General features: G+C 62.9%; 13 protein-coding genes. All 13 read right to left on the bottom strand.

The window, feature by feature from the left end; all coding sequences use genetic code 11:
• Nucleotides 1-2: 2 nt before the first annotated feature.
• Genes AC2D8U_RS18245 through AC2D8U_RS18305 form a run of 13 tightly spaced genes read right to left on the bottom strand, consistent with a single transcriptional unit; the run spans nt 3 to nt 12403 of the window.
• Complete coding sequence (locus AC2D8U_RS18245; RefSeq protein WP_484620508.1) at nt 3-449, bottom strand: hotdog family protein; 447 nt, start codon at nt 447-449, stop codon at nt 3-5.
• On the bottom strand, nt 446-1639 hold the full coding sequence (locus AC2D8U_RS18250) for a beta-ketoacyl-ACP synthase (protein WP_484620509.1): 1194 nt from the start codon (nt 1637-1639) through the stop codon (nt 446-448). The genes AC2D8U_RS18245 and AC2D8U_RS18250 overlap by 4 nt, the downstream gene beginning before the upstream one ends.
• On the bottom strand, nt 1636-2202 hold the full coding sequence (locus AC2D8U_RS18255) for a DUF3261 domain-containing protein (RefSeq protein ID WP_484620510.1): 567 nt from the start codon (nt 2200-2202) through the stop codon (nt 1636-1638). The genes AC2D8U_RS18250 and AC2D8U_RS18255 overlap by 4 nt, the downstream gene beginning before the upstream one ends.
• Nucleotides 2190-3425: an NAD(P)/FAD-dependent oxidoreductase gene (locus tag AC2D8U_RS18260; RefSeq protein ID WP_484620511.1), complete on the bottom strand. Its 1236-nt coding sequence runs from the start codon at nt 3423-3425 to the stop codon at nt 2190-2192. Before AC2D8U_RS18260 ends, AC2D8U_RS18255 begins: the two co-directional genes overlap by 13 nt.
• Nucleotides 3409-5712 (bottom strand): MMPL family transporter, encoded by a 2304-nt coding sequence (locus AC2D8U_RS18265; RefSeq protein ID WP_484620512.1) that lies wholly within the window; start codon nt 5710-5712, stop codon nt 3409-3411. Before AC2D8U_RS18265 ends, AC2D8U_RS18260 begins: the two co-directional genes overlap by 17 nt.
• Complete coding sequence (locus AC2D8U_RS18270; RefSeq protein WP_484620513.1) at nt 5705-6316, bottom strand: outer membrane lipoprotein carrier protein LolA; 612 nt, start codon at nt 6314-6316, stop codon at nt 5705-5707. Before AC2D8U_RS18270 ends, AC2D8U_RS18265 begins: the two co-directional genes overlap by 8 nt.
• Nucleotides 6304-6723, bottom strand: a complete 420-nt coding sequence (locus tag AC2D8U_RS18275) for an acyl-CoA thioesterase (RefSeq protein WP_484620514.1) — start codon at nt 6721-6723, stop codon at nt 6304-6306. Before AC2D8U_RS18275 ends, AC2D8U_RS18270 begins: the two co-directional genes overlap by 13 nt.
• On the bottom strand, nt 6714-8279 hold the full coding sequence (locus AC2D8U_RS18280; RefSeq protein WP_484620515.1) for an HAL/PAL/TAL family ammonia-lyase: 1566 nt from the start codon (nt 8277-8279) through the stop codon (nt 6714-6716). The genes AC2D8U_RS18275 and AC2D8U_RS18280 overlap by 10 nt, the downstream gene beginning before the upstream one ends.
• Nucleotides 8279-9970, bottom strand: a complete 1692-nt coding sequence (locus AC2D8U_RS18285; RefSeq protein ID WP_484620516.1) for a glycosyltransferase family 2 protein — start codon at nt 9968-9970, stop codon at nt 8279-8281. Before AC2D8U_RS18285 ends, AC2D8U_RS18280 begins: the two co-directional genes overlap by 1 nt.
• Entirely contained in the window at nt 9967-10323 is a 357-nt protein-coding gene (locus AC2D8U_RS18290; RefSeq protein ID WP_484620517.1) for an ApeI family dehydratase, read from the bottom strand. The genes AC2D8U_RS18285 and AC2D8U_RS18290 overlap by 4 nt, the downstream gene beginning before the upstream one ends.
• Nucleotides 10316-11611, bottom strand: coding sequence for an AMP-binding protein (locus AC2D8U_RS18295; RefSeq protein WP_484620518.1), 1296 nt, complete (start codon nt 11609-11611; stop codon nt 10316-10318). Before AC2D8U_RS18295 ends, AC2D8U_RS18290 begins: the two co-directional genes overlap by 8 nt.
• A gap of 4 nt (nt 11612-11615) precedes the next feature.
• Nucleotides 11616-12155, bottom strand: coding sequence for a COG4648 family protein (locus tag AC2D8U_RS18300; RefSeq protein WP_484620519.1), 540 nt, complete (start codon nt 12153-12155; stop codon nt 11616-11618).
• The gene (locus AC2D8U_RS18305) at nt 12155-12403 is read right to left on the bottom strand and encodes an acyl carrier protein (RefSeq protein WP_484620520.1); all 249 of its coding nucleotides are present in this window, start codon (nt 12401-12403) and stop codon (nt 12155-12157) included. Before AC2D8U_RS18305 ends, AC2D8U_RS18300 begins: the two co-directional genes overlap by 1 nt.

Consider the following 12403-nt stretch of genomic DNA (forward strand, 5'->3'; position numbering starts at 1 on the left):
ACTTATATCTCTGTATATTGTGCTGTGTCGGCGGGCTGGAACACATTCAGCCGCGCCTTGGCGATCTGGGTTTCCTGCTGGCGGATCTGGCACTCGAACGCGGCCATCCCCTCCTCATCCTGAAACAGGCGGGTAACCTCCACCTGGTAGCTGAGGCCCAGCATAAACGCCGGGGCAAGCACCTCGTAGCGGCGGCTGCCCAACAGGAAACCGATGGCGATATCCCGCCCCTCGGCCCGGGCTTCCACCCCGGCCAGGGCGGCGATGGTCTGCGCCATATACTCGATCCCTACCCACTCGGGCACGCGGCCCGTGGCGGGATCGAAAAAGGGAGATGACTCACGGATGGTGAGCATACTGACCAAACGATCGTCACTGGAACTGACGATCTCATCGATCAGGATCATCGGGGCCTCGTGCGGGACCAGGCCACTTAATGGATGACTCATTGGGGCTCCTCCAGAGCCAAAATTATGCTGATATTACTGCCACCAAAGGCAAAGGAGTTGCTCATGATGGCGCCGCCGCTGGCTGGCAGACGATGCTCCTTATCGACTAAGGATACCGGCGGCAAGGCCGGATCCCGCTGCCCCACCAACCACTGAACCGGCAAGCGGCGCTCGGGATTGGCCTCGCTGAGCAGACCAATGGCCATCGCGGCTTCCAGGCCACCGGCGGCACCCAGGGTATGGCCGGTCAGGCACTTGGTGGAGCTGACCGGCACCGTATCACCGAAGATCCGGTGCACCGCGGCGCACTCCATGGCGTCGTTGAGCGGCGTACCGGTACCGTGCAAGTTAAGATAATCCACCTGCTCCGGGGCCATCTCAGCCATCTCCAGCGCAGCGCGCATGGCACGCTCGGCCCCCAACCCCTCCGGGTGTGGGGCCGACGGATGATAGGCATCGGAGGCCTCCCCGGCGCCCTTGAGGACAAACGCCCCCTGATCGCGACTCATCACGAACAGGGCCGCCGCCTCACCGATGTTGATCCCGTCCCGTCCCTGGCACAGGGGCTGACAGCGTCCCGAGGAATAGGACTCCAGGGCGGTGAAGCCATTAAGCGTCAAATAACTCAGGGTATCGCTGCCGCCGCAGATCACCGCATCGGCCAGATCTGCATCCAGCAACCGCGCCGCCGAGGCCAACGCCTTGGCCGACGAAGAGCAGGCGGTGGACAGGGTATAGGCCGGGCCCGACAGGCCGAAATACTCGGCGATGAACTGGGCGCCGGTGCCCAGCTCTTGCTTACGGTAGTGGTAGTCCTCAGGATATGCCCCGGTTTCATGCCACACCTTGAGGGCGGCTTCGCACTCGGCGATCCCGGAAGTAGAGGTGCCCAGCACCACGGCGATCCGCGCCCCACCAAAGCGGGACTTTAGCGGCGACAGCTGATCGGCGATCTGCCGACAGCAATGGGCCAACATGCGATTGTTGCGACACTCCCACTGAGCCATCGACTCGGGCAGTGGCGGCAACGCTTCCCGGCAGGTTCCCGCCAGGGTCGGGCCTTCCGGCCGAAGCCCTTCGAGCCACCGCATGCCATCGGGATCCTGCGCCAGCAGGCGCGCGGTCATGGACTGGAGATCGTCGCCAAGCGGGGTGATCACCCCGGGCAGACCCAGTCTGTGGGTACTCATAGTGCCTCCTTTGACACGATGTCGACACGTAAGGTGATATCAAATTCCGGCATTTCAAGCTGCCGACCGGCCTCGCTCTTTTGCAGCGTAAGAATGGGGCTTCCCCGACGCAGTAACTGCCATTGTCCCGGCTGCGTTCCCCCTTGCCATTGCCCCCCGCTCAGTCCGCTACGAACCGCATCGGGCTCCAGCTCCATCAGCTGCACCAAAGCCATCAGCCACAGACCGTCAAACTCTGACGGCAGGCCGGAGAGCACCTGATGCAACGCTCCCTGCTGCCACTTGAGCACCAGGCTGGGCTGGCCCAGCGGGCCGGTGGCCGCCAATACACGAGCGCCAGGTATCAGTTCCTGAACCCCCTGCAGGGTAAAGGACTGCCCGCCGGCCGTCAGTCCAATCCGTTCGATGCGGCGCATCGGTAACTGCTCAATGGGTTCCTCCTGCAGGCAGTAGCGCACACCCGGCGCCAAATAGGTGCAGTCGGCAGCGGGCCAGAGAGCGGCACAACCGCTCAGGCCGACGAGCAGCACCAGCAAACTCCCGCCCCGCATCAGCTTTCGCATAGGGCCACCAGGGCATTGAGCCGGCGCTCACTGTCACGGACAAAGGGGTTATCCTGATCCCAGGCGTAACCCGCCAGGATCGCACAGATCATCTGCTTGATCTGGGCGTTGGGTTGCTCGTAGAAGATCACCGACTGGAAGCGTCCGTCATACCAGGCACTGACATAGGTCTTAAAGGCCTGGATCCCTTGGCGCAGGGGCTGCTCGTATTCGGTCAGCCAATCCACCGGCTCACCCGCCAACTGGCGCAGCACCACCGGCACCGCCATCACCGCCGACTGCATGGCGATGGTTACCCCGGAGGAAAAGACCGGATCGAGAAACTCTCCCGCGTTGCCCAGTAGCGCAAAACGGGGATCCGCCAGGGTCTGAACATCGGCGGCATAGCCCACCAGGCTGTTCACCTGAGTGTCGAAGCTGGCATTGATCAGCAGCTCAGCCAAGGTCGGCGTGGACGCGATCCAGTCCTCGAGTTGCTGTTCAAACGGCCGGTCATCGAAGCAATGGTCCTCGGCCACCACCCCCAGCGAACAACGTCCATCGGCAAAGGGGATCAACCAGAACCAGACATCCCGCTGCTCTGGGTGTACGGTCACCAAAATTTTATTGCGATCGAAGTTCTCCGAAGCGATGCCATCGGTGATATGGGTAAAGACAGCCCGCCGCTGGGGAAAATCAGACGGACTCTCCAGTTCAAGCAGACGTGGCAGCACCCGGCCAAAACCGCTGGCATCGAGGAGAAAGTCACAATGAACCCGGTAGGGGGTCCCCTGCTCCGGGCGGACCGTCAACACCGCCCCTTGCTCGAGCAGTTCGACCTTCTCGATGCCATGGCCGAAGCGGATCTCGACGCCCTGCCGGGCCGCCTCATCCGCCAGGATCTGATCAAACTTTGCCCGCTGCACCTGGAAGGTAGTGCCCGGGCCCGGACTGAACTTATCGGTAAAATCAAAATCGACACGCTGCTCCCCATACTGGAAGGCAGCGCCGTTCTTAAACTGGAAACCGGCATTTTCGACTGCGGCCAGCATGCCCCCCTGCTGCAGGAAACTCATACATTGGGGCAGCAGGCTTTCACCGATGGAAAAGCGGGGAAAATGCGCCTTCTCCAGCACCAACACATCGGTGTGTGCCTGCTTGAGCAGGGCCGAGGCCAACGCACCAGAGGGGCCCGCGCCGATCACCACGACGGTACGACGCTCCACATTAATTTGCGACAACATGACTCTCCTTGTTCCTTGTCCTCTCTACCCGGGACAGGGGCGCCAGCAACAGGGCGCAGGCCAAGCCCAGGGTCAAACTCAAACCGAAGCCAGCCAGCGCCGGGGTGGCGGACAGGCTCAACATACCGAAGGCCGCCAGGGTGGAGGCGGCACTGAGCAGGATCGCCAGGAAGCAGTGTCCCGGCTCCTCACTGCTGGCTAGGAATACCGTCTGATCCAGGGCTATCCCATACATCAGCAGCAGCCCCAGCAGGTGGAACAGGTGCAGCGGGATCCCGGCCCAGCCGAGGATCCCCAGCACCAGCACGATGGCCAGTGAAGGCGGTAACACCACCCACACCGCCCGGCGCAGATCCAGGCTCCAGGACAGCAGGGCCAGGCTGGCCAACACCGCACAGGCCAAGAGCAGGGCCAGGCCCTGTCGGTACTGACCCATCATGCTGGACAGATCGGCAACCTGATCGATCAGCTCCACCCCGGGATGGGCCCCGGCCAAGTCGGCCAAAGCCTGGGGCGACTGCACCCCCTGCAGCAGGATCACCGACTGCCAGCGCCCCTCTCGTTCGCCCAGCCACCCAAGGGTTAGCGGCTCAAGCGCTGGCTCTGCTAACCATAGCGCCGGCATGAGCGGCGCCGCCGTATCGAGTTGCGACGCCAGCTCGTCGAAGCGCTTCGTATCAAAACCGATGGCTGCAAACTGGGCCAACAGGCTTGGATCCCGGTAACGCTGTTGCAGCAAGGCACGGTTCGTCTGCTGCATTTCCACCGAGGGCAGGCTCTGGCTACTGGCCCGATAACCGGACAAGACCCCTTGCGCAATGAGGGGATCCAGCTCCACTCGCAGTGCTTCTTCCCGCTGCAACAGGGTCTCGGCACTTTCAGCCTCAAGCAAGAATACCCGGCCTTCGTCCGGCAGATGCAGGTAGTGGTCAAGCCGAGCCTGCTGGGCCAACAGGCTCTCATCGCCGCCCTGGAGATGGCGAATATCATCGTCATGGGTCAGCCAAAGGGTACCCAGGGCCAACGCCGCCAGCGGCAGGAGCCAGCCAGGGCTCGCCACCCGTTGCCAGGCCATCAGGCCCAACCGGGCCAGGCCCAGCGCCGCCGGAGCGGGGGCTCGCTTCGTCATGCCCAAAGCCGGCAGGCTCTGAACCGTGATAAACGCCCAGGCCAGCCCGGCGATGGAAAAGATCGCCATCTGCCACAGCCCGGGAAACGGCAGGATAAACATCACACCGTACGCCAGCACCGAGCTGGCCAGGGCCAGTAACATAGGTCGGCGCAGCATCGCTGCGGCCGTGCGACCCTTGTTCTCCCCGTGGCAACACAGGTGCAGGGTGTAATCCACCGCAATGCCGATCAAGGTGGTGCCAAACACCAGGGTCAAGCCATGCAACTGCCCCAGGATCAGTACGCATGCCGCAGCCCCGACGGCCAGCGAGCTGGTGATCACCAAGGCGATCCAGCCCAAAGGCGAAAGGCGACGCAGCACGGCCAGCACCAAAAAGAGGATCAACCCCAGCGACAAGCCACCGAGCCAGGCGATCTCGCCCTTGGCCTGCTCTGTGGCGCTGGCGGCATGGAAGATCAACCCGATCCGCGCCACCGATACCGCGGCCGGCATCGCCTCACTCAGTGCCTGCTCCAAGGGCTCAAGCACCATCGTCTGGGTTGCCGGTTCAAAGGGGTTGCCGTCAAAACGCCATTGCATCAGCAGGGCTTTGCCTGCCGGCTCCAGCGCCAGCCCATGTTCCAACGGCCGAACCTGAGCCAGATCGCCCCCCAGGGCGCTCAGTAGCTGAGGAAACAGCAGCAGGGGATCCTCGCCGATCAACCCGGCCATGGGCGTGGCCCCGGGCATCGACAGGGCACGCAGGGTCTGCTGCGCCAGGCGCTCGCCGCTGTCGTGAGCCAGGGCGTGGCGCTGTGTCTCGGTCAACAGGCCAAAGCGGTAGGGAAAAAGGGCCCGGCCCAAAGCCTCGGGATCACTCCCCCCCGGTGGCTCCCACTGCAGTCCGACCTCAAGCAGCGCCCCATGCAGGGCCTGGGCCGTCAGACTCACCGTATCTGGGTCCTCCCCCTCCAGCAGCAGTAACAGGCGATTGCCGTTGCGCTGGGCCAGCTCTTTCACCAGCGCACTGCTCTCCCCTTCGGGCAACAAGGCATTGAGATCCGACGAGAGCACAGGTGCCACACTGGCGCGCCACACGGCCGCCAGCAGGATCAACACCAGTGCCCCCCACCAAAGGGGGCGAAGCTTGAAGGACGCAGGCGATCGCTCAGTCAAAGCGGGCACGCTCCTGATCGCTCAAGGGGCCCACCATGGGATCAACAAAGGCGATCTCGGTTTTGGCGTCACTGGGATCGAGCAGCTGCACATGGGCGATCCGGTCCTGGGATCCTGCCAGCTCAATGCGAGCGAACAGGCGGGCCAGTTGCGCGTCTTGTGGCGTGAGGCCCAACGTCCAGTGCTCGGCACTGCCACTGAGATCCAGGGTAAAGTGCTGGGCCAACAAGGCAAGATCGCCGCCAAACAGCGCCGCAAAAACGGGGGCAAAGCCCTCCCCCTGATCCAGCAATGAGAGCACCTGACCATCCTGGCTGATCTCGCCATCGTGGATCAGCGTCTCCTGGGCCCAGGGGGTCTGTTGCGACCACCAGAAGCCCAGGCCCGGGGCCACCAGGTAGTGGCCCGTACTCTCCATGGGCTGGCTGAGGAAGGGCAAAGCCTTGCGCTGGACGAAGGCGCCCCGCACCGGCTCATCGCTGGCCAACAGTTCGGTCAACACCTGGGCCGTCAAAGGCTCGGCGTCCTGGCGCTCAGCGAACGCCGGGAGCGGCGCCATCAGCAGGCCGAAACAAAGCCCCAGCACGGCGATCAATCGATCCATGGCGCCAGCTTCTCCTTGAGGATGGACGGCGACACCAGTTGCATCTCGCCACTGGCCTTCTCCACCGCCACCTGGATCGTTTCACCCTTGACCAGGCGCTGTCCGGTTTCGGCATCCCGCACCTGGTAACGGATCCGCATGCGCTGCTCCCACTCGAGCAACTCGGCGGTCACCGTCAGCTTCTGCTCGAAGGTGCTGGGCGCCGGGTAGCGGATCTTCACATCGATGATGGGCCAGACATAACCCGAGGCTTCCATTTGACGGTAGTTGTAATCAAACCGGTCCAGCAGGGCGCAACGGGCCACCTCGAAGTAACGCAGGTAGTTGCCGTGCCAGGTGACCCCCATGGGATCACAGTCATGAAACGGCACCTCGACTTGAGCGCTGGCGCTGACGATCACGGCCATTGGGGCACCGCCCAGTGACGTGCACGGATCCGCTCACAGGTATCGCGCAGGGTCATCTCCAGTGGACGATCCTCGATCAACAGATCAAACTGTTCAGCAACCTGTTCAAACAGTTCGTTGATCCCCTCGGTTGGTGTCACGCTCTGCAGGCGACTGCGCAGCTGCACCCCCTGATAACCCGCCAGCAGCAGGGCCGACGCCACCTGCTCGGTCAGGGTCAGCACCCGCAGGGCATCGCGGGCGGCGATGGTGCCCATGCTCACCTTGTCCTGGTTGTGACACTCGGTAGAGCGACTGAACACGGAGGCCGGCATGGTGTTCTTTAGCGCTTCGGCGGTCCAGGCCGACACACCGATCTGCACCGCCTTGAAACCGTGGTTGATGGCGGCACGAGGACCGGTGGCGGCAGACAAGTTACGCGGCAGGCCGTTGTTGAACTTGTTGTCGACAATATGGGCCATCTGGCGATCCATCAGATCCGCCAGGTTGGCAACCGTATTCTTCAGGCTGTCCATGGCAAAGGCGATATGACCGCCGTAGAAGTGCCCACCGTGCAGAATACGACCCACCTCGCCATCGACGATGGGGTTGTCATTGGCGCTGTTGAGCTCGGTTTCAATGGTCTGACGCAGAAACGGCAGCGCATCGGCCAAGACGCCGATCACATGGGGAGCACAGCGTAGGGAGTAACGATCCTGCAGACGATCCGGGTTGCGGGCCGCATCGTTACCACCGAGATCCTGGTAGATCCAGGCGGCGATCTGGGCCTGGCCCGGGTGCGGTTTGGCGGCAAACAGGCGCTCATCATAGTGGTAGGGGTTGCCATCGAGCACCAGGGAGCAAACGGCGGTCAAACGGGTCGACAGGGCCGCCAGATATTCGGCACGGGCATACGCTTCACAGGCCAGCGCGGTCATCACCGCGGTGCCGTTCATCAGTGCCAAGCCCTCCTTGGGGCGCAGGCGCAGCGGCTGCCAGCCCAGCTCGGCGTAGACATCCTGGGTATCCCTTACCTCCCCCTTGTAATAGACCTGTCGCTCTCCCACCAGTACCGCGCCAATGTAGGAGAGCGGGGTGAGATCGCCGGAGGCGCCCACCGATCCCTCCTCGGGAATGCGCGGGATGATATTGTGGTTGAGCAGCTCGATCATCCGCTCGATCAGGCCCAGCGAGACCCCGGAACGGCCAATTACCAGGGAAGCCAGGCGTACCGCCAGCACGGCGCGACCCTGGCGCACATCCAGGTAGCGACCCAGACCGCAGCCGTGGAAACGGGTCAGGTGCAGGGGCAGCTCATCCACGAGATCACGAGGGATGGACACGGTGCAGGAGTCGCCATAGCCCGTGGTGACGCCGTAGATCTCGCCATCCTCGCGCAGCACCTTGTCCAGCAGATCGGCGCTGGCCTGGATCCGGCTGCGCACCTTGGGTTCGTCGGACAGCGCGACGGGAGCACCGGCGGCGATGGCGTTGATCTGCTCAATGGTGAGCGGTGCATGACCCAGGGCCAACCCTTGGCATTGAGTCTGGGGAGTTTCGAGCAGTTGTTCGGCCACTATGATGGCTCCTTCTTGTTCTGTTGGCCGCCGTCGGACAGCCAGAAATCATAAAAATTGAACCAGTACTGCGGGTGCTTCTGGGCAAAGTGGGCCAGGCGTTCGGCATAGTGTTCGACCAACTGGGCCATCTGCGCCTTACGCTCGCTGCGACTCCCCTGGATCCCGTCGGTCAGCTTCTCCACATGAAGGCTGGGCCTGGGCTCACCGGGCAAGCCCAGCAGCAGGTAGACCGGGCAGCCCAGCAGGGATGCCAACACATGGGGACCGATGGCAAAGGGGGCGGGGGTACCAAGAAAATCGCAATACTGCACCCGACCTGCGCGACCGGCGGAGGTGCGATCGCCGGCGATGATCACCAGTTCCCCCTCCTCCACACGCTGCTGCAAGACGATGGCCAGATCGGGCCCCATCTCATCCACCTGCAGCAGCTCCACCTGAGAGTCCGGGTTGAGTTCACTGAGCAGGCTGTTGAACTTGACCGCGTTCTTGGTCAGCACCAGGACATTGATCCGACGTCGGTAACGGTTCTCCATGACGGCGCGGAAGATCTCCACATTACCCAGGTGGGCAGTAAACAGCACCGCCCCCTGACCGCTCTCGAGCTGATCGACCAGCAGTTGCCGGTTGGGGAAATCCGAAGGACTCAGATCCAGCTGGCCGCTCCAGGCGTCCAACTTGGCCAGGGAGGCCTGACCAAAATTCAGGAACTGGCGAAAGCTATGTCGATGGCCCGGCTTACCCTCGGTGTCGGCGAAGGCAGGATGATCCGGCACCCGATCGGCGACCCGTTGCAGGAACTGCTGGGAGGCGCGACGCGCGTTGCCACCGGTCAGATAGAAATAGCCGATGATCAGTGGCAGCAGGGCGCGACACAGGGGCCGCCCGCCGTGGCGATAGAGCCAGAGCATCAGCTTCATGCCCCCCATGGCACCGCGCTCGCTGGCCCGGCTCCAATGGCGTGGGCGACGGCGCAGCAATAGCCTGGGGGCACGCGCCAGCATGCCAAACACCAGCCGGGTATGCATCTTAGTGATCAACACATTGTCCTCCCACAGGCGAAAATGGGAGCGACCATCCTCCGGGTAGTGCACCCGGATCGGTACCTGCTCTACCGGCACGCCCTGCCAGTAGAGGCGCACCAGGATCTCGGTATCAAAGTCCATACGATCCCCCACCCGGGCGCTGGCAAGCAGCGCCTTGGTGGCCGCCAGCGGATAGACGCGAAAACCGCACATGGTGTCCTTGATCGCCAGGCTCAGGGTCTCCACCCAGACCCAGAAATGGGTCAAGTAGCGGGCGATGTATCGATGACGTGGCACGGAGGCATCGTATTCGGGGATCCCGGTGATCAGCGCCAGCGGATTGCTACGGGCGCGCGCCAGCAACTCAGGGAGTGCCGCCAGATCGTGCTGACCGTCGGCATCCACCTGAATGGCATGGCTATACCCCTCAGCAGTTGCCCACTGCAGGCCGCTCTTGACCGCCGCGCCCTTGCCACCGTTTTGTGGTCGGCGCACCAGGGTCACATCTGCGTACTGTTCCAGCAGCGTCTGCAACTGGGCCCGTTGGCCGGATTCGGAGCCGTCGTCCACGATCACCACGGGCAACTGGTAGGGTGCAAGACCGCCAAGCACCTTGGGCAGTTGTTCGGCATGGTTGTAGTGGGGGATCAGGATCACCGGCTTCATGGGGCGGGCGCCTCGAACAGGATCCGGCCACTGGCGAAGCGTTTCTCGCCCTGGCTGTAACAGAAGCTGATCCTTTGCTCATCCAGTCGGTTGAGCTCCAGGGTGACCACCATCTCCGGCCGCCACAACTGCTGAAATTTCACCACCTCCAGGCGGTGGATGCACTCGCCCAGACCGTACAGGGCCTGGGCCTTGCGCACTGCCCAGTGGATCTGCACGACCCCGGGCAGCACCGGCAAGCCGGGGAAGTGGCCGCGAAAGTAATCCAGCTCCTGGGGCGCACGCAGGGACAAGCGGTGGCCCTGCTCCAGTGCCTGATGATCCAGCCACTGGGGCTCGGTATGTTCAAACATCAAACTGTTTCCTTAATTCCTCTTGGGGCAGTTTTCCCTGGGTCGTGTAAGGCAGCTGGGCCGGAAAACGCCAGCGCCTGGGCAGAGTCACTCGCTCAAAACGACGCAATAGATGAGCCTTGATCCGCTGACTGAAGGCAAAATTGCCCAGGGCTTGGCGTTCATCATCGCCCTTGGGGGAGAGTTGCAATACCGCCCCCAGGGTCGGCCGCCGTCCGGGTAACAGCACCAGGGCCGCTTTTTCGACCTGGGCCATTTCAACCAACCACTGCTCCATCTGCGGCAGGGACAGGCGTTTCTCCGCCAACTTAATGATGCGATCCGCCCGCCCCAACAGCACGAAGCCGCCATCGGCATCGAATCTCACCCGATCCTCTGTGCGATACCAGTCTTGATCGGGCAAGAACGGAGAGCGCAGCGTCAGGCAGCCCTCTTGCTGATCCAGCAGCACCCTGGGCAGCGCCTGCCATGGGGGATCCCTCTGCTCAATCGAGCTTTGACGAAAGGCGATCCCACCGGTTTCGGTACTGCCAAAGATCTCGCAGATCCCGGCCCCCCACTGCTTGGCATACTCTGCCGCCGCTTCGCGCCCCAACGGACCACCGGAGCTGAATGCCAGCACCGGCTGATGAGCCGGATCAGGGCTGTAGCGCTCCAGTTGAGCGGGGCTGGCCACCAGCACGCAGGGCCCCTGTGCCAGTGCCGCATCGATCTGCTCCGGGTAGTTCAGGGTTTCAACCTCGAATGGCCGCCCGGCGGCGAAGGGCCACAGCACGCGAAACAGCAGGCCATAGATATGCTGGTGTGAGACACAGGCACGCACCGGCACCTGCCCCAGGCGGGGGCCAAACAGCCCCTCAAGCACCTCAAGCTCCGCTTCAAGCTGGTTAAGTGACTTACAGACCGGCTTAGCCTGGCCACTGCTGCCTGAGGTATAGAGCACCAACTCGCACTGCCCACACCACTGGATCGGTTCGGGTGTCCCGGCGGGCGCATCGGGGTGCCAATCATCGAGCAAAATCAAGTCCGCCGACTGGCCACACTGAGCCAGGGTGTCTTCCTGGCCATTACCGGGCAGCAAGATGGTCTTCCCCAGGCCCATCAGGGCGAGCAGGCGGATCAAAAACCGGTCACTGCGCTGACTGTGCAGCAGGATCCGCTGACCGCTGTGGCGCAATGTCGCCTGGCACAGGGCCACCTCCTGCTGCAACCGGTCCCGGCTCAAGGTGGCGTCCCGGCCCAGGCAGATCTGCCCGGTATCATCTTGAAATAGTTTTGTTTTTAGCATGATATCAGTATCGGCGGGTTAACCAGGGACGCAGCGCCATCTCGCCCAGCAGCAGAGTCCCCATCAGGCCATAGGAGATCAGGCCGTTGTAGAGGGTCCAGAGTGCCATATCACCATGCCACACGGTCGCCGTGGCGATCAGGGCGTTGATCACGAAGAAACCACACCAGACCTGGGTGATCCGCTGAAGATAGTGGCTGGCCTCTGGGGGCAGATCCGGGTGGCGCAGCCGGGCGAAACGCTCGATCATGCAGGGGCCAAAGCGCAGGCTCCAGCCAAAGAGGCTCAGGAAGGTGAGGCTCATCACCACGGGATACCATTGCAAGAAGCGCGGCTCCCGGGTCAGGGCGAACAGGCCCACCAGCACCAAACCCAGGGCCGCCCCCCAACGGGAGGCGCCCTGACTCGTGATCACCCGTACCGCCAGCAGGATGCCAAGCAGCAAAGCCACCCCCCCCTTGGCCTCATGCTGCAGGCCGAAATAGACCACTAATGGGTAGATCAGCAACAGCGCTGAGCACAGGGGCGTCAGCAAGCGTTTCATCAGGCTGGGATCAGGTTTTCCAGCGCATCCAGCACATCGCTGACCGTGCGCACAGACTTGAACTCTTCGGGCTTGATCTTGACGCCGGTGATCTGCTGCAGGCGGATCACCAGATCCACCGCATCGATGCTGTCCAGATCGAGCTCCTCATACAACTTGGCTTCCGGTTGGATATCGGCGGCGTCCAGTTCGAACTCCTCCACCATGATCTCGGTCAACTGCTGCAACAATTCATCACGACGGGACAT

The sequence above is a fragment of the Ferrimonas sp. YIN67 genome (genome assembly GCF_057219095.1).